The organism is Pseudomonas sp. H3(2019), assembly GCF_007713465.1.
GTDB lineage: Bacteria > Pseudomonadota > Gammaproteobacteria > Pseudomonadales > Pseudomonadaceae > Aquipseudomonas.
On record NZ_VMSG01000006.1, the window covers coordinates 1 to 18,628 of the forward strand.

Consider the following 18,628-nt stretch of genomic DNA (forward strand, 5'->3'; position numbering starts at 1 on the left):
ATCGCCGATGGTAGTGTGGGGTTTCCCCATGTGAGAGTAGGTCATCGTCAAGATTAAATTCCGAAACCCCTATCTGCGTATGCAGGTAGGGGTTTTGTTTTGCCTGCGAGAAAGTTCGTACGGCAACATCGGACAGCTCCCGGCTGTCACAGTCACCTGACAATGCTAAGGTTCGGCCCTAGCTTTTGCATTTCTCCAAGGAAGCCCTTATGGCGGACGCCTCGTTCCTCAGCGCTGGTTTTATGGTGGTTCACGGCAACCGCCTGGACGAACTGCGTAGCCTGGTGGTCAGTTGGATGCGGCGTTATCCGCTTGCGCCCCTGGAAAATGAAATCGCTCTAGTGCAGAGCAATGGTATTGCCCAATGGCTGAAGCTGGCATTGGCCGAAGACCCTGAAGATGACGACATGGGCGGCTGTGGCATCGCTGCGGCCATTGATGTGCAGTTACCTGGCAGCTTTATGTGGCAACTTTATCGATCAGTGCTCGGGCGTGATGAAATTCCAGCGAAGTCGTTGCTGGACAAGGCCCCACTGACCTGGCGATTGATGCGCCTGTTACCAGAGCTGATTGATCAACCGTACTTCGAACCGTTACAACGCTTCCTGACTCACGATACCGACCTGCGTAAACGCTATCAGCTCGCTGAGCGGCTTGCGGATTTGTTTGACCAGTATCAAGTGTATCGGGCGGACTGGCTGGAGGATTGGGCCGCGGGTCGCCATCAACTGCGTAACGGTAGAGGTGAGAGCAAACCGCTCACACCGGCCAACTGTTGGCAGGCTGAGCTGTGGCGTGCGCTGTTGCTGGATGTTGGTGAGCAAGGCATGGCGCAAAGCCGTGCAGGTGTTCACCAACGCTTCATCGAAACAATCACTGGCCTGGACATCGCACCTAAGGGATTACCTTCGCGGGTGATCGTTTTTGGCATTTCTTCGCTACCCGCTCAAGCCCTGGAAGCACTCGCAGGATTGGCTCGCTTCAGCCAGGTTCTGCTCTGTGTGCACAACCCATGTCGTCACCATTGGGCAGACATCGTCGCCGATAAAGACCTTTTAAGGCATCAGTACAAGCGACAGGCGCGCAAGACCGGCATGCCGGTCGTACTTGACCCACAAACCCTGCATCAACATGCTCACCCGCTGCTGGCAGCCTGGGGTAAGCAGGGGCGCGACTACATCAACCTGCTCGACAGTTATGACGACCCCAACAGCTATCGATCAGCTTTTCGCGATGGACGTATCGATCTTTTCAGCGAAAGCCAGCCGCTGAACATGCTCAATCAATTGCAGGATGACATCCTCGAGTTACGCCCGCTGAATGAAACTCGCCTGCTCTGGCCTGCGGTCGATCTGAAGCAGGACGAGTCGATCCGTTTTCACATTGCTCATAGCGCACAGCGTGAAGTGGAGATACTCCACGATCAGTTGCTCGCACGCTTCAGCGCAGAGCCGCAGTTGCGCCCACGCGATGTGATCGTGATGGTTCCGGACATCGACAGTTACGCGCCACACATCCGGGCCGTATTTGGTCAACTTGAGCGGGAGGATCGGCGCTTTATCCCGTTTACGCTGACCGATCAGGGCCAGCGTGGTCGCGACCCGTTGCTGATCGCGGTCGAGCATTTGCTCAAGCTGCCTGACAGCCGTTTTCCGGTCAGCGAGATCCTCGACTTGCTGGACGTTCCGGCATTGCGCGCGCGATTCGGAGTAGAGGAGCGCGACCTGCCGACCTTGCATCGCTGGATCGAAGGGGCTGGTGTTCGCTGGGGTATGAGCGCGGAACAGCGCGCCGGTCTAGGTTTACCTGATGAGCTTGAGCAAAACAGCTGGCGTTTTGGCTTGCGTCGCATGCTTTTGGGGTATGCCGTTGGCAGTGGCCATTCCTGCGATGGCATCGAACCTTACGATGAAATCGGCGGACTGGATGCGGCACTGATTGGCCCATTGGTAGCTTTACTCGATGCTTTGCAACTTGCTCATAAGGAGCTCTCACAACCGGCATCGCCCGATCAATGGGGTGTGCGTCTGCAAGCATTGATGCAGCTATTTTTCCTGGCCAGCAATGAGCATGACGACTATCTGCTGGCCCAACTCGAGTTGCTCCGCGAAACCTGGCTGGAGACTTGCGAATCGGTTGGCTTGCAGGACGAACTGCCGCTGACGGTGGTCCGTGAAGCCTGGTTGGCCGGTCTCGATCAGGGGCGTTTGTCTCAACGTTTCCTGGCGGGCGCAGTGAACTTTTGTACGCTGATGCCGATGCGTGCGATCCCGTTCAAACTCGTTTGCCTGCTGGGCATGAACGACGGTGATTATCCGCGTGCGCAACCGCCACTGGATTTCGACTTGATGGGCAGCGATTACCGCCCCGGTGATCGGTCACGGCGAGAGGATGACCGTTATCTATTGCTCGAAGCCGTGCTCTCGGCGCGGGATCAGCTTTACATCAGTTGGGTCGGGCGCAGTATTCGTGACAATAGCGAGCGCCCCGCATCGGTATTGATCGGTCAGTTGCGTGACCACCTGGCTAACGGCTGGAAACTCGCCGAAGGCACTAAAGAACTCCTTGAAGCGATGACCCAGGAGCATCCGTTACAACCCTTCAGCGCTCGTTATTTCCATGAAGGCGATCAATTGTTCAGCTATGCCCGGGAATGGCAGCTGTTGCATGAGCAACATGACAACACTCCAGCCTTGGAAGTACTTGATGCTTATGTTCAAGAGGAGCCGCTGAGTCTTGGTCAACTACAGGATTTCCTGCGCAATCCCGTGCGGCATTTTTTCAGTCAGCGTCTCAAGGTGTTTTTCGAAGCGGCTGAAGCGCCTTTGGCAGATGAAGAGCCTTTCGTGCTTGATGCGTTGCAACGCTACAGCCTGAGCGACAGCTTGCTTGAAGCTGCACTGGCTAGTCCCGCTCAACCAGAACAAGCTCTGCATGCACAGGCCAAAAGGTTGCAGGATAGCGGCTTGTTGCCGATGGCCGGTTTCGGCGAGTGCTTGCAACGTGAGTTGATCGAGCCGCTACCGGATCTGCTGCAACGTTATCAACAGTTGCTGGTTTTGTGGCCAACACCGCAAAACAGTGCTTTGCCGGTGACGCTCCAATTGCAGGGAGTGAGCCTGGAAGGCTGGCTCAGCGGTCTTCATCAACGCAGCGATGGCGGGTTGCTGGCTGTCACTACGATCCCCAACAGCATTGGTTCGATCAAGACCCGCAAGTGGCATCGTTTGACTCGTCCTTGGGTTAACCACCTGGTGGCTTGCGCGAGCGGCTTGTCGATGACCACCGGGTTGGTGGCCAGTGACGATACCTTGCTGCTCGCCCCTATCGAGCAAGATGCCGCACTGAAGACCCTGGGTAATCTGTTACAGGCCTGGCAATCAGGTATGCGCCAGCCATTGCCCATAGCGGTAAAAACGGCTTTCGCCTGGCTGGGGCAGACTGATCCGCTCAAAGCCGAGGCTGCCGCTCGCAAGGCCTATGAAGGCGACGGCCAGACCACCGATGGCGAGCGCCGCGAAAGCCCTGCACTGGCTCGCCAGTTTGCCGATTACAACGCCCTGGTTGCCGACGAAAACTTTGTCGATTGGTGTGACGCGCTCTACCGCCCGCTGCTCGAAGCCCCTTGGTGCTCATTGACCAGTGAGGAGTCGCACTCATGACAGCGAAAGTCCCTCTGGCATTAGCCTTCCCGCTTCGCGGTAGTCAACTGATCGAAGCCAGTGCCGGCACCGGCAAGACGTTCACTATTTCCGCTCTCTATCTGCGCCTGGTGCTTGGCCACGGTGACGAGTCTGCCGGTTTTGGTCGTGAACTCCTGCCACCGCAAATTCTCGTGGTGACCTTTACTGATGCCGCGACCAAAGAGCTGCGTGAACGGATCCGTACACGTCTTGCCGAGGCTGCGCGGTTTTTCCGCGACGAAACGCCAGCACCCGACAGCCTGATTGCCGAGTTGCGTGGGCAGTTCAGTCCTGAACAGTGGTCTGGCTGTGCGAACCGTTTGGACATCGCAGCACAGTGGATGGATGAGGCGGCCGTTTCGACGATTCACAGTTGGTGCCAGCGGATGCTGCGCGAGCACGCGTTTGACAGTGGCAGTCTGTTCACCCAAACCCTGGAAGTTGATCACAGCGATTTGCTCGGTGAAGTACTGCGCGATTACTGGCGGCTATTTTGCTACCCGATGCAAGGTGATGCGTTGAACTGGGTTCGCAGCCATTGGGGCGGTCCGGCCGCATTGCTGTCGAGGGTACGCGGATTGTTCGCCAGTGAGCGTGACAGCGATGAAGGGAAAGAACCTGCCGAGCTGATCACGGAGTGCCTGCAAGCTCGACGTGACGCGTTGATGGAGCTCAAGGCTCCATGGCGACAATGGGCGCAGGAGCTGCGTGAGATCTGTCTGCAAGGCGTGGCCAGCAAGTCTGTCGACGGACGCAAGATGCAAGCGCGTTACTTCGAGCCCTGGTTTGAGAAAATCAATGCCTGGGCCGAGGATGACAGCGTTGAGCAACTGGATATCGGCACCGGCTTCAATCGTCTGACACCTGATGGCATGGCTGAGGCCTGGAAAGGTCAGGCACCGAGTCACCCCGGCCTGGATGCCATGCCCGGTCTGAAAACCAGTCTCGATGCATTACCGACCCCTGATGCTGCTGTCCTGAAACATGTAGCACAGTGGGTGGGGGCACGCTTTGAAGAAGAGAAGCGTCGGCGTGCTGAAATGGGTTTCGACGACATGTTGCTGAGGCTCGATGCCGCATTGCGAGCCGAAGGGGGGGAGCGTCTGGCGACGTTGATCCGCGAGCAGTTTCCAGTCGCATTGATCGACGAATTCCAGGACACCGACCCGGTACAGTACCGGATCTTCGAGAGCATCTATCGCATCGAAGACAACAACCCCGAATGTGGGCTGTTTCTGATCGGCGACCCTAAACAAGCGATCTATGCCTTCCGTGGCGCCGATATCTACACCTACTTGCGCGCGCGTCAGGCAACGAGTGGCCGCTTGCATACCCTGGGCACCAACTTCCGCTCCAGTCACGGGATGGTCGATGCGGTGAACCACGTGTTCCAGCGTGCAGAAGCCCGTGAGCAGGGGCGTGGAGCGTTTCTGTTTCGCGAAAAAAACGGCGTAAACCCGGTTCCATTTCTGCCGGTCGAATCGCAAGGCCGTAAAGAGTCTTTGCAGATCAACGGTCAGGCCGTACCGGCGCTGAATATCTGGCAACTGTCCAGCGAGCAACCGTTGTCCGGTGTTGTGTACCGACAGCAACTGGCTGCAGCTTGCGCCAGTGAAATCACTGCATTGCTCAATGGCGGGCAGCAGGGGTGTGCGGGTTTTGTCCGGGGGACAGGGGATCTACAGGGGCTGCTCCCGGCAGATATCGCGATTCTGGTACGCGATGGTAAAGAGGCCCAGGCGGTACGTAACGAATTGTCCGCGCGGGGTGTGCGCAGTGTTTATCTATCGGACAAGGACTCGGTGTTCGCGGCCCAGGAGGCTCACGACCTGTTGAGTTGGCTAAAGGCCTGCGCCGAGCCGGATGTCGAGCGACCGCTGCGTGCAGCGCTGGCCAGCATCACCTTGAACCTGTCACTGACAGAACTGGAGCGCTTGAACCAGGATGAGCTGGCCTGGGAGAAGCGCGTCATGCAGTTTCGCGAGTATCGGGTGATTTGGCGCAGTCAGGGCATCCTGCCAATGCTGCGCCGGTTGCTGCATGATTTCGAACTGCCTCAGGCCTTGATTGCCCGAAGCGATGGCGAGCGGGTACTGACCAACCTGCTGCATCTCTCGGAGCTGTTGCAGCAAGCCGCCGCCGAGCTCGATGGCGAGCAAGCTCTGATTCGTCATTTGTCCGAGCATCTGGCGTTGTCCGGGCAGGCCGGCGAAGAGCAGATTCTGCGTCTGGAAAGCGATGAGCAACTGGTCAAGGTAGTGACCATCCACAAGTCCAAAGGCCTTGAGTATCCGCTGGTTTTTCTGCCGTTCATTTGTTCGGCAAAACCGGTGGATGGCAGTCGCTTGCCATTGCACTACCACGACGCGAACGGGCAAGCGCAGATAACGTTGAGCCCAACCCCCGAGCTGATTGCCTTGGCGGACGATGAGCGTCTGGCTGAAGACTTGCGTCTACTCTATGTGGCCTTGACTCGTGCCCAGCATGCTTGCTGGCTGGGTGTCACCGATCTCAAACGCGGTAATAACAACAGCTCGGTACTTCACCTGTCGGCATTGGGCTATCTGCTGGGCGGCAGCGAGAAGCTGGCCGAATCGACGGCGCTGAAGCGTTGGCTGGAAGACTTGCAGCAAAACTGCAGCGCTTTGAGCCATGGCGAGATGCCTGAAGCCACAACCGAACGTTTTCTCCCGCCACGCAATGAGGCAACGTTGCTCGCACCGCTGATACCGAAGCGCAAGGCGGCCGAGAACTGGTGGATCGCTTCCTACAGTGCGTTGCGCATTGGAGATAGCCTGAGCACTGGCAGCGACGAAGCGCCGGAAAGCCCGCAAGCGCAAAAGCTTTTTGACGACGAGCGACTTGATCCCGATGCGCCACGCGAAGTGCTTGCGAGCGGTGGTGATATCCACTGCTTCCCGCGCGGGCCGAATCCCGGGACATTTCTCCATGGATTATTGGAGTGGGCGGGTGATGAAGGTTTCACCGCAGACCCGAAGTCCATCGAAAACGCCATTGCGCGCCGCTGCAACCGCCGTGGTTGGGAGGGCTGGATCAATACCCTGAGCGACTGGCTGCAGCACTTGTTGCAAGCGCCGTTATGCATTGGTGCCGAGCAACCACCCGTGGTGTTCGAGCAACTGACCGAGTACCGGGTCGAAATGGAGTTCTGGTTTGCCAGCCATAAAGTCGATGTGTTGAAGCTCGACGAACTGGTGCGCCAATACACCCATGCCGGCGCTTCTCGTGTCGTTGCCGAGCCCGTACTGCTGAATGGCATGTTCAAAGGCTTTATCGACCTGACGTTCGAGCACGCCGGGCGTTATTACGTTGCGGATTACAAGTCCAACTGGCTCGGTGCTGACGATTCGGCCTATACCGAGCAGGCCATGGAACAGTCGATGCTCGATCATCGCTATGACCTGCAATACGTGTTGTACCTACTGGCGCTGCATCGCCAGCTCAAGGCGCGACTCGCCGATTACGACTACGACCGGCACATGGGCGGCGCCTTGTACCTGTTCCTGCGCGGCACCCGGGCACCAGGCCAAGGCGTGTATTTCACTCGTCCGCCACGGGAATTGATCGAACGACTGGACCGGCTGTTCCAGGGAAAACCAGAACCCAAGCCTGAACCGGCCTGGGAGCAGGGTGTATTGCTATGAGCCGTTCCTTTGCCGATTTGTTACCCACACCGTTGACGGCCGAGAGCCTTGCGCAACTGACGCCGCTGAGCCGTGCCGAAGATCTGTTGCTGTTGCTCGAACGCTGGGTCGAGCGTGGCTGGCTTCGGGCGCTGGACAAAGCCTTTGTCGCCTTCCTCTACGAACTGGCACCCGATGGAGATCCGCTGGTGCTGCTGGCGGCAGCCTTGACCAGCCATCAATTGGGGCACGGGCATGTGTGCCTTGATCTGTTCGAGACGCTGAAGGAGCCGGACTTCGCGCTTTCCCTGCCGCCTGAAGGCGATCTTCAGACCGGTACCCTGTTGTTGCCGTCGCAATTGCTTGAAGCATTGGAGGGGGCACACTGGTGCAAGGTCCTGGCGTCCAGCAGCCTTGTCGCGCTGGCCGTCGATGAGCGTGACGAAACGCTGCAGCGCCCATTGGTATTGTCCGGCAAGCGATTGTATTTACGCCGTTACTGGACGTACGAACGACGCATCGACAGTGCGTTGCGACAACGTCTTGTCAATCATGAGCCAACGCCTGATGACCTGTCTGAACGCCTGAGCGGCTTGTTTGGCCCGGCCAGTTCCAGCGCGCAGATCGATTGGCAGAAACTCGCCTGTGCCCTGGCCACCCGTGGTGCATTCAGCATCGTCACCGGCGGGCCCGGAACCGGCAAAACCACCACGGTCGTGCGTTTGCTGGCCCTGCTCCAGGCGCCAGCCGTGGAGGCGGGCAAGCCACTGCGGATTCGACTTGCCGCGCCCACGGGCAAGGCCGCCGCGCGACTGACAGAGTCCATCAGTCAGCAAGTGCGCACACTGCGGGTTGCCGATAGTGTCAGGGGCAAAATCCCCTCTGACGTGACCACGGTCCACCGTCTGCTCGGCAGTCGGCCGGGTACCCGGCATTTCCGCCATCACGCCGGCAATCGCCTGCCGCTGGATGTGCTGGTGGTCGACGAAGCCTCAATGATAGACCTGGAGATGATGGCCAACCTGCTTGATGCATTACCGACGCATGCCCGGTTGGTCTTGCTCGGTGACAAGGATCAGCTGGCGTCGGTGGAGGCCGGCGCCGTTCTCGGTGATCTGTGCCGCGATGCCGAGGCCGGTTGGTACAGCCCGCAGACCCGTGACTGGCTGGAGGCCGTGAGTGGCGAAGAGCTCGGTTCCAGCGGTCTGCAGGAAGACACCGACGCCACTCACCCGTTGGCCCAGCAGGTCGTGATGCTGCGTCACTCGCGGCGATTTGGTGAAGGCAGCGGCATTGGTCAACTGGCGCGCTGGGTCAATCAGCAGCAGGCCGATGAGGCCCGCAAGCTGCTGGTTGCCCGCAGTCATGCCGATCTTTTTTCGCTGTCCCTCAAGGGGGAGCAGGACAGGGCGCTGGAGCGTCTATTACTCGAAGGCCAGGGCGAAGGTCCGCAGGGTTATCGGCATTACCTGAGCCTCTTGCGCAACCAGCGTCCGTCCAGCGACTCACGTCCCGACGATCCCTGCTGGATCGAGTGGGCGCGCAATGTCTTGCAAGCCTTCGACGCTTTCCAGTTGCTGTGCGCCGTGCGCAAGGGACCGTGGGGTGTCGAGGGGCTGAATCAGCGGATTACCGGTGCGTTGCTCAAGGCGCGGCTGATCGACAGTGATCAGCAATGGTACGAAGGGCGTCCGGTGCTGATGACGCGCAACGATTATGGCCTGGGTCTGATGAACGGCGACATCGGTATCGCGCTCAAATTGCCTGAGCGCGATGGCCAGGAGGTTGGGCGCCAGGTGTTGCGCGTCGCTTTTGCGCGTAACGATGGTCAGGGCGGTGTCAGGTTTGTTTTGCCCAGCCGACTCAATGACGTGGAAACCGTCTACGCCATGACCGTGCACAAGTCCCAAGGCTCCGAGTTCGCCCACACGGCGTTGATCCTTCCCGATGCGCTGAACCCGGTGCTGACCAAAGAGCTGATCTACACCGGAATCACTCGCGCCAAGAACTGGTTCAGCCTGATCGAACCACGTACCGGGATTTTTGAAGAAGCCGTACGACGCAAGGTCAAGCGCTTGAGCGGGTTGATGCTGGAACTGGGGTGAGCGGGTGCAGTGTGGTGGCGAGAGGTTTTGACCTGTCGCCACCAAGACCAGGTCTACTCCGAGGTCTACTCCGCTGCCAGCAGCATTTCGGTCTGGGCGGTCAGGCCCATGAAGCGCCGGACTCGTTCCCCGGCCCGCGCATTGCGTATGGCGTACGGGCTCGCATCCAGCTGAATATTCCCGTTTTCCATGAAAATCACCCGATCGGAAATCGACATCGCGAAGTCCATCTCGTGGGTCACGATCAGCATGGTCATGCCTTCTTTGGCCAAATCGCGGATCACATTCAATACATCTCCCACCAGTTCCGGATCGAGCGCCGAAGTCGGTTCGTCGAACAGCATGATCTTCGGTTCCATGGCCAATGCTCGGGCAATCGCTACCCGTTGTTGCTGACCGCCGGAAAGCTGATGCGGGTACTTGTGCGCGTGAGCCAGCAGTCCGACCTTGTCCAGCAGCGCATAGGCGCGTTGTTCACTCAAGGGTTTTGCGCTGCCGTGGAAGCGCGGCGCCAGAGTGATGTTGTCGAGAATGCAGCGATGGGGAAACAGGTTGAAGTTCTGGAATACCATCCCGATATGCCGCACGCCACTACGAACCTTCGCGCTGTTGGGGGTGTCGTTGGAACCGATGAAGCTTTCGCCAAATAGCATGATCTCGCCTTGATCAATACTTTCCAGTCCATTGATGGTGCGAATTAACGACGTTTTACCTGAGCCTGACGGGCCGATGATTGAAATCACCTGGCCACTGCCGACTGTCAGGTCGATGCCCTTGAGCACTTCATGATTGCCATAGCGCTTGTGGATCTTCTCCAGTTGTAGAACCGGAACCGCACTGCGGTTGACTGGGAGGCCGGCAGTGCTGGTCAGCGGTTGGGATTGGGCCTTGAGTCGGCTCACGGCGGTTTCGTCGAGGGTTTGCGGCTTGCGTTGGTTCAGATCCAGATGGCGTTCCAGTCGCTGCAAAAACCAGCCGAACACGCTGACGATAAACACGTAATACACCGCTACCGCGGCAAGGGTTTCCATGACCAGGAAGTTCTGTGCGTACAGGCGCTGGCCGACGGTCAGCAGTTCGGTCAGGGAGATCACCGAGATCAGCGACGTCAGTTTCACCACCGTGATGTATTCGTTGATCAAGGTCGGCAGGGAAATGCGAAAAGCCTGAGGAATCACGATCAAACGCTGCAAGCCCAGGAAGCCGATACCCAGCGCGCGCCCGGCCTCTTTCTGACCCTTGGCGACCGAAATCAGGCCACCGCGATGGATCTCTGCCATATACGCCGCTTCGGTGATCACCAGCGCGAACAACCCGGAGTAGAACGGGTTGGACAGGACCGAGCCGGTCATCGGGAATAACTGTGGCAGGTTGTAGACGAAGACCACCAGCACCAGCAGCGGAATACTGCGGAAGAACCAGATATAAGCGGTCGCCGGAAGTCTGAGCCAGACCGAAGTCGACAGTTTGGCCGAGGCCAGCAGAAAGCCAAGAAGCATACCGATGAACCAGGCCAGGGCACTGAGTTCGATTACGGTGACGCAGGCTTGCCAGAAGGCGGAGTCAGCGAACAGGGAGAAAAAGTACGACCAATCGAATTGCATAAGTACCTCGAACCGCATTGAAATCTTCGCGGGTAAGCCGCTCCCGAACAGGGAGCGGTACTTTTGTAAGCGTGTGCTGGCCCGCGAAGGGGCGTCGCCTTAGTTGGACGCTTCTTCCAGGTTGTACTTCTTCAGAATAGCTGCGTAGTCACCGCTTTTTTTCGCGCCATCAAACGCCTTGAGCAGCGCCTGATAGGTCTCCTCGTTGCCTTTCTTGACGAAGATGCCGAGGGTTTGCGGGTAGACTAGATGCTGGGAGGTGACCACTACACGACCGTTGGTGTGTTCGGCGATCATCTTCGCTGCGCCGGCGATTTCCATTTGGGCCTGGATGTTTTTCGACAGCAGGGCCTGGGTCACTTCCGGTGCCGATGGGAACTCGCTGACAGTGATGGCGCCCTTGTTGTTCGGCACGCAGTAGTCGGTCGAGAGTTTCTTCAATTGAGCGACCCAGGTGGTGCCTTGTTCCAGTCCGACTTTCAGGCCGCAGAGGTCTTCTGGGGTTTGTGCATTCAGCGTGCTGTCTTTTGGCGCCATGATTGCCGCGCCCGTTACTGCGTAGCCAATGGTCATGGCTTGAGTCTGACGCTCTGGCGTGATGTACATGCCGGAGATGATCGCGTCGTAGTGCCCGGAGTTCAGGCCGGAGATCAGATTGGGGAACTTGGTATCGACGAACTCCGCCTTCGCTTGCATCTGCTTGGCCAGGGCTTGAGCCAGTTCCGGATCGGAGCCGACGATATTTTTCTGGCTGTCATAGGATTCGAACGGCGGGTAGGTGATTTCCATGCCGATCTTCAATTGGCCCGGTGTGGCGGTGGAAGCCATGCTGGCGGTTGCGCAGAACAGGCTGGCGGCGAGCAGGGAAAAACGGGCAGCACGGTTATTTTTGTAAAACATTTTCGGTGACTCCGATTAGAAAGTAGTGGCCGACAGCAATGATCAGGACGGTTGTGTCTGATTTTTCAGGTGCCCGAAGCTCGAAGGCTTACGCGCCTTCTCCGGCAACGTGATTTCTCCGTTTTCCACCCGCTTGCGCAGGTATTGGTAAGTCTGCAGCGCCTGGCTGTACATGTGTTCGCCAATGGCGATCTGCTCATACTCTTGCCCGGTCTTGGCGAAGCCCGGCAGGGGTTTGATCTGGGTATGGAAGTCGCAGGCATAGAACAGCGGGAAGGAGTAGCGCTCTTCGCTGACACTGCGGACACGGTGAGCCGTCGCAACGAATGCACCCGCGGTCATGACTTCGAGCATGTCGCCGATGTTCACCACGAACGCCCCTGGAATAGGCGGTGCATCGATCCACTGGCCAAGATTGTTCATCACCTCCAGCCCGGGTTTGTCAGCCAGCAAAATGGTAAAGCACTCGTAGTCGGTGTGTGCACCAATCCCGGGTGCATCCTGAGCCGTGCCGTCGAACGGGTAGTGGATCAGACGCAGCTTCGAGGGCGGCCGGGTGACCATGCTGTCGAAATAGTCTTCCTCCAGGCCCAATGCCAGGGCGAAGCCACCGAACAGCCGTCGACCGAGGGCGAAGATCGCGGCGTAGTAGGCCTGCACGGCTTCCTTGAAACCTGGCAGCGCCGGCCATTCATTCGGCCCGAGCAGCGGAGTGTTAGCCAGCACCAGCGGATCGTTTTCCGGGACTTCGAAGCCAATGTCGAAGGCTTCCTTATGATCCGGTTTGCCCTTGGCGTAAACCTCTTCACCTTCCGGGACAAAGCCCTTGTGAGTCTTCGAGGTGCCGATGTAGTGCTGCATCTTGGTTTCCAGGGACTGATCGAAATAGTCCTTGGCTGCCTGGCGCAAGTTGGTGATCAGCTGCGGATCGATGCCGTGGCTGGTGATATAGAGAAAGCCGACGTCACTGGCGGCCACCCCGAGCTGCTCTGCGACGACCAGCCGATGTTCCCGTTCGATGCTGAACAGACCGGCGATATCCACCACCGGAATGCTCTTGAAGTTCGCTTGGGGCGTAGTGTTATTGATCTGCTCGGACATGTTGCAAGCACCTCACGCGAGGGTTGAGTGATTGAAGCGATTGAAGTGCTCGCGCTCTGTGTTGGCCATCCAGATATTCAGCGACCACAGGTCGGCGACCGGCACATTGGTGAAGGGCAAGTGATGCAAATAGCCGTCGGCACCGAACTCAGGCGTCAGGGTGCTGACCTGATAGCCGCGAGCCTGCTGGGAGCGCCAGATGGCTTCCCAGTGCTGTTGATGGAAAACCAGTTCCCGGGCGTATTCCGGGGCCGCAGGATGGGGAACCTGCGGGCCTTGGTCATAGCCGACGCGGGCCTGGATATGGTGTACGCGCTCGACGAAGGCACTCAGATCATCCGCCGGATCATTCAACAATCACTCGCACGTCACGACCCAATGGCTGATATCGCTGGTGAACCGCAGGTCGGGTAGCTGCCGGATCAGTTCAAGCGTCAGCCAAGGGTTGAACAGTGAACGTGAGCGGTGGGTTTCGAAGCTGCAGAATTGCCCGTGCTTGCGTGCAAGCGCCATGGCCTGGCCGAAGAACTCCACCTGCTGCGCCAGCGGCCAACGGTCATTGCCGGCCAGCACATTGACGAAGCGTGGATTGAGCTCGGCAGCCCAAGCGAGTTTTTTGTCCAGATCAAGAAGGTGTTCGGTGGGCGACGCGGATTGTTCCGGCAGCACGTCATAGGCGGTAAACACGGTGCTGATGTAAGCCAGTTCATTGGCCTTTAGAAAGGCGCCGAACTCGGCTCGCTCGCGGGCTTCCAGTGGCAGGCGGGCCTCCATGCCGCCGAAGCCGGCTTCCAGCAACTCATCGAGTGCCTGGGCCTTGCTCGCGCTATAGCCCCAGAGGGTACGGAATATTTCCAGTTTCATCGGTGAACCTCCACGACGCCTTCAACTACTCAAGGCTCGACGCCGGCGCATGACCGAATCGAGCTGTTATGGCAGTAGCAAAAGGTGTTCATGAGTCGGATCTCGGTGGATCCGTTCTCACTTACGTCGCTGTCAGCTTTTATTGTTATTAGGACCGCAGTGCGGGTTACAGGTCACGTTGGCGCCGATGGTAGGCATGGGGTGAAACAGAGAAAAATAGGAAACCCCAAATTGTTACTTCAGGATTTTATAAACAAATAGGCGCCTATCAATGCTCGCTGTTTTCGTGAGCATTTCACCGGATATGCTATCGTTGCGGCATCATCCACGACGATCAACGAGAGTTCCCCGCATGAAGCTGGCTGTCTGGACGACAGAACGCATTGCTGGCTGGAAGCAGCTACTGCTGGCCGGCCTTTTCTGTTTGTGGAGCCTTCCTGTTTTCGCCGAGCCGCAGGCACTAGTGAGCATGGCTGATCAGCGCGCCATGTCGGTCACTCAAGTGGTGTTGGGAATCCTCAGCTACGCTCGCTGGCCGGTGGAGCCAGCGCAATTGCGTCTATGCGTGATCGGTCCCACCGAGTACACCGACGATTTGGTCAAAGGCACCACTCAAGCCACGGGGCGCCCGGTGGTCGTTCGGCGACTGTTGGCCAATTACCCGGCGATCGCCAGTGAGTGTGACGCGATCTACATCGGTAAACTGACCGATGAAGAGCGCAGCACGCTCTTCGCTTCTTTGACAGGCCATCCGGTGCTGAGTATCAGCGAGGGGGGCGATCAATGCACGGTAGGCAGCCTGTTCTGCCTGCGGGTCAGTGACCATCAAGTCTCGTTTGAGGTCAACCTCGATTCGGTGGCGCGCAGTGGTGTACGCATTCACCCCAGCGTCTTGCAACTCTCTCGCCGTAAAGTGGCGGCCCCATGAGCCTGTTCAGGTCCGGCAACCGCCCAACTTTGCAATCGGTCATTGGCCGTGGACACCTGATTGTTGCGCTGGTTGGCGTGGCCATGGCCAGTCTGTCCCTGACCCTGCTTGGGGTACTGGCTTTGCGCGTGTATGCCGATCACAACATGCAGTTGATTGCCCGTTCGATCAGTTACACCGTGGAAGCCTCAGTGGTGTTCAACGACAACGTGGCGGCGACCGAAGCGCTGGCGCTGATCGCGTCCACAGAAGAAGTGGCCGATGCCCAGGTGTTCGATGAAAAGGGCCAACTGCTCGCTCGTTGGCAGCGACCGGAAACCGGTCTGGTTTCCGAACTGGAAATGCAGATCGCCCGATCACTTCTGGAAAAACCGATCAATATGCCGATCCTCCATCAAGGTCAGGAAATCGGCAGCATCCTGCTGACCGGGCATGGCGGCAGTCTGATGCGCTTTTTGCTTAGCGGTCTGGCCGGGATTGTCTTATGTACGGCAGTCAGCGCCTGGGTCGCGTTGTATCTGGCACGCCGTCAGCTACGCGGGATTACCGGCCCACTGCGCAGCCTGGCCGAGGTCGCTCACGCAGCGCGCCAGGAGCGGGTCCTCGATCGTCGTGTGCCGCCAGCACGCATTGCCGAACTCGACAGTCTGGGCAACGACTTCAATGCCTTGCTTGATGAGCTGGAGTCCTGGCAAACCCACCTGCAAAGCGAAAACGAAACGCTGGCCCACCAGGCCAGTCATGACAGCCTCACCGGTTTGCCGAATCGGGCGTTTTTCGAAGGTCGACTGATTCGCGCGTTACGCAATGCCAACAAACACGATGAACGGGTTGCCGTGCTGTTTCTCGATAGCGATAGGTTCAAGGGTATCAATGACAACTTCGGTCACGCCGCTGGCGATGCCGTGCTGATTGCCGTGGCAACCCGAGTCCGGGCGCAATTGCGTGAAGAGGATCTGGTTGCGCGCCTGGGGGGCGATGAGTTTGCTGTGCTGTTGACGCCGTTGCACAAAACCGAAGACGCCGAACGAATTGCCGAAAAGATCATCACCAGCATGGAGCTACCGGTTCAGTTGCCGGGCGATACCCAGGTGTTGACCTCACTCAGCGTTGGCATTGCCATTTATCCGGATCATGGCGCCACACCCGGTACCCTGCTCGATGCCGCCGATGCGGCAATGTATCAAGCCAAACGCCTCGCCCGAGGCGGGCAATACACGGCAGGGTCGGAGCACCTTGTCGCCAACGTTCAAACCAGGAGTTAACAGCCTTGTTTTCACTGACCCAGCGTTCCCTGCGATTCTTTACCTTTACCTTGCTCATGGCCGTGCTGGCATTGACTGGATGCCAAACTGCACCGCAAAAAGGCCTCACACCGGCGCAGGTTGCGGTGCTCAAGCAACAGGGTTTCGAATTGACCGAGGAGGGCTGGGCCTTCGGTTTGTCGGGCAAGGTGCTGTTTGGCAGCGACGTTGATCACCTGAACGCGCAAAGTACCGAAATCGTCGAGCGAATCGGCAAGGCGTTGCACAGCGCGGGAATTGAGCGCGTGCGGGTCGATGGTCACACCGATACATCGGGTAAAGAAGCCTATAACGAGCAGCTTTCCCTTCGCCGCGCCAAGAGTGTCGGCGCAGTGCTGACCAGCGTTGGCGTGCGCGAGGAGAACATTCGACTGCGCGGCCTGGGCAGCGCCGAGCCGGTGGCATCCAACACCACCGTCGCCGGACGCACCGAGAATCGCCGGGTGTCGATCGTGGTGATCGCGGACTAATCGGCGAAGTGCATCGTGCGGGTTTCCCCCATCAATAGCGCCTGATTCTGCTCAGTCACTTCACGGATGCATTTGCATGTCATAAGCCGGGTGTGTCCCGGTTACTATCGACGTGCCTTAACTCTGATTCATTCGATAGACCATTGCGCTCCAGTAACGGCTGCCATTGCGTTTCTCGCGAGTCCATCCGGCAGCCTCCAACTGCTTGGCGATCATTCGATTCATGACTCCATGACCGAGCAACAGGACCGGGCCTGCACTCGCAAGGGATCGAAGTTGTTGAGCGGCCTCGTTGGCCCGAATCTTGGCCTGACGGAAAGACTCGACCGTCCCTGAGAAGCCGCATAACCATGAGACTCGAAGGATAAATGCCCACGTAAACGGTGAAAGACGCGGCAATGTCCAGCGGCCATGGGGCAGCTGCGCCTCGCAGAAAATCGCATCTACCAGTGTGGGCTGAAGGCCCAGCGCCCGAACGGATGTCAGAGCCCGAGGCGCGCTGCTCGATACGATCACTTGGGCGGTAGCGGCCAATTGCACACTCGCCTCCGGGGCGGGCTGGTTGATGATTTCGGATAGGTTGTATTGCTCGATCCAGCGTTTCATATCAAGCGCTGAAACCTTGTTGACCACGGCCAGATTCGGCTGCCCATGGCGCATCAGGATGATCTCCCTGCTCACAGTGTTTACGTCCTTGTTTTACTGCCCCAGGAGTGCAGAGAATGCACCCGGCGGGCATTTGAAGCATGGTAATCGTGCCGGTATAAACCGCACATTGAGGCGTGAGAGTATCATCTGGACGTTAGGTGAAGGGGGCGACAATTGCGGCTTGCGTGAACGAGCCCCATACCCCCAAAGGCACCTGCCACTTCATTTCCCTGGGGGAACACTTCGTTGAGGCGGATAATCACGGCCGATTTTTCCCGGCCACTTGCCGCACCGGCAATGTCGCCAAGTCGAGATCGTCCAGACAGTAGGCGTAGACGCTGTACAGATCAGAGTTCATGCGGCGTCTGTTGAGCGTATAGATTCCGCGTCGTCTGATTAATCGCTTTACGGAGGCCGGTGATGTATTGAAAGGATTGATATTGATACTCTCCAATACAGAAACCTCTTTAAGATTAACGAGCATAGAATAGACGGACACAGCTGGACGCGAGGACTGGAAATCATAAATGACAGGGAGCGTGCGCAATCGTCATGGCTACATCAACGCAAAACAAGCGCTATTTTAAACGGGTGTCTATTGGCATACTGACCGCTTTGCTGTCGGTCGGTGTCGCTGAAAGTTTCGCAGAGGATAAGGGAGACAAAGGAATGCAAAGTATTCAGTTTCGAAAGGTAATTGACCTCAGTCACATCATTACCCCATCCATACCACTTTGGCCTCACGACCCTCCGGTCACATTCGATGTGGTGGCCTCCCAGAAAAACGACGGTTACTACCTGCGGAGCTTTAGTATCGGTGAGCACAGTGCAACCCACATGAACGCGCCCAATAGTTTTCACCCCAATGCTATTGGGATTGATGGTTATCAGCCGGAGTCCCTGGTCCGACCGGCTGTCATGATTGATCTACGAACTCAAACCCGGGATAACCCTGACTATGTGATCGGCATTCAAGATCTCGAAAAATGGGAGCACGATCATGGTCGCATCGACCAAGGTTCTGTTGTGCTGTTTTATACCGGGTGGCAAGCCCTGTGGAACGATCCTAAGCGCTTTATCAATCAAGATGCTCAAGGCCCACACTTTCCGGGTGTCGGCGCCGCAACGGCAAAATTTCTGCTTGAAGAGCGCCAGGTTGCGGGCGTCGGTATCGATACGCATGGAGTTGATCCAGGGCAGGACACGGTATTCGCCACTAATAGCCAGGTTCTGGCGAAAGATGGAATCGTTCTAGAGTGTCTGACTAACCTGGATCAGCTTCCAGCGAAAGGCACAACACTGGTCATTGGCGTGCTTCGGCTGAAAGATGGGTCGGGGTCTCCTGCTTCCGTGATGGCGTTTGTACCCTGAGCCCAT

11 protein-coding genes and 1 pseudogene are annotated in these 18,628 nt (G+C 57.8%); 7 read left to right on the forward strand and 5 right to left on the reverse strand.

The features are described from left to right. Positions 1-209: 209 nt before the first annotated feature. From recC to recD, 3 genes are read left to right on the forward strand one after another with little or no spacing between them, the layout of a single operon-like run. A complete protein-coding gene (gene recC / locus FPT12_RS08055; protein ID WP_145015560.1) occupies positions 210-3,662 on the forward strand; it encodes an exodeoxyribonuclease V subunit gamma in 3,453 nt (1,150 codons plus the stop codon). Beyond that, on the forward strand, positions 3,659-7,348 hold the full coding sequence (gene recB / locus FPT12_RS08060; protein ID WP_145015562.1) for an exodeoxyribonuclease V subunit beta: 3,690 nt from the start codon (positions 3,659-3,661) through the stop codon (positions 7,346-7,348). Before recC ends, recB begins: the two co-directional genes overlap by 4 nt. After that, positions 7,345-9,432 carry an exodeoxyribonuclease V subunit alpha gene (recD, locus tag FPT12_RS08065; RefSeq protein WP_145015564.1) on the forward strand — a complete coding sequence of 696 codons (2,088 nt, stop codon included), beginning with the start codon at positions 7,345-7,347 and terminating at the stop codon, positions 9,430-9,432. The genes recB and recD overlap by 4 nt, the downstream gene beginning before the upstream one ends. Positions 9,433-9,497: 65 nt before the next feature. Here the strand turns inward: recD and FPT12_RS08070 are convergent, their stop codons facing one another. From FPT12_RS08070 to FPT12_RS08085, 4 genes and pseudogenes are all read right to left on the reverse strand, one after another. Continuing rightward, positions 9,498-11,036: an amino acid ABC transporter permease/ATP-binding protein gene (locus FPT12_RS08070; RefSeq protein WP_145015566.1), complete on the reverse strand. Its 1,539-nt coding sequence runs from the start codon at positions 11,034-11,036 to the stop codon at positions 9,498-9,500. A gap of 99 nt (positions 11,037-11,135) precedes the next feature. Then, complete coding sequence (locus FPT12_RS08075; protein ID WP_145015568.1) at positions 11,136-11,936, reverse strand: ABC transporter substrate-binding protein; 801 nt, start codon at positions 11,934-11,936, stop codon at positions 11,136-11,138. A gap of 42 nt (positions 11,937-11,978) precedes the next feature. Beyond that, entirely contained in the window at positions 11,979-13,037 is a 1,059-nt protein-coding gene (locus tag FPT12_RS08080; protein WP_145015570.1) for an isopenicillin N synthase family oxygenase, read from the reverse strand. A gap of 12 nt (positions 13,038-13,049) precedes the next feature. Then, a pseudogene (locus FPT12_RS08085) lies at positions 13,050-13,901 on the reverse strand (sugar phosphate isomerase/epimerase family protein). Between the two features lie 352 nt (positions 13,902-14,253). Here FPT12_RS08085 and FPT12_RS08090 point away from each other — a divergent pair. From FPT12_RS08090 to FPT12_RS08100, 3 genes are read left to right on the forward strand one after another with little or no spacing between them, the layout of a single operon-like run. Further along, positions 14,254-14,829 (forward strand): YfiR family protein, encoded by a 576-nt coding sequence (locus tag FPT12_RS08090; protein WP_145015572.1) that lies wholly within the window; start codon positions 14,254-14,256, stop codon positions 14,827-14,829. Beyond that, complete coding sequence (locus tag FPT12_RS08095) at positions 14,826-16,094, forward strand: diguanylate cyclase domain-containing protein (protein WP_145015574.1); 1,269 nt, start codon at positions 14,826-14,828, stop codon at positions 16,092-16,094. The genes FPT12_RS08090 and FPT12_RS08095 overlap by 4 nt, the downstream gene beginning before the upstream one ends. Positions 16,095-16,099: 5 nt before the next feature. Next, positions 16,100-16,603 carry an OmpA family protein gene (locus FPT12_RS08100; RefSeq protein ID WP_178098648.1) on the forward strand — a complete coding sequence of 168 codons (504 nt, stop codon included), beginning with the start codon at positions 16,100-16,102 and terminating at the stop codon, positions 16,601-16,603. Between the two features lie 117 nt (positions 16,604-16,720). On the opposite strand, the gene FPT12_RS08105 is transcribed toward FPT12_RS08100, so the two are convergent. Continuing rightward, positions 16,721-17,284: a histidine phosphatase family protein gene (locus FPT12_RS08105; protein ID WP_145015576.1), complete on the reverse strand. Its 564-nt coding sequence runs from the start codon at positions 17,282-17,284 to the stop codon at positions 16,721-16,723. 519 nt (positions 17,285-17,803) lie between these two features. Between FPT12_RS08105 and FPT12_RS08110 the strand changes: the two genes are divergently transcribed. Further along, entirely contained in the window at positions 17,804-18,622 is an 819-nt protein-coding gene (locus FPT12_RS08110; protein ID WP_145015578.1) for a cyclase family protein, read from the forward strand. Positions 18,623-18,628 lie beyond the last annotated feature (6 nt).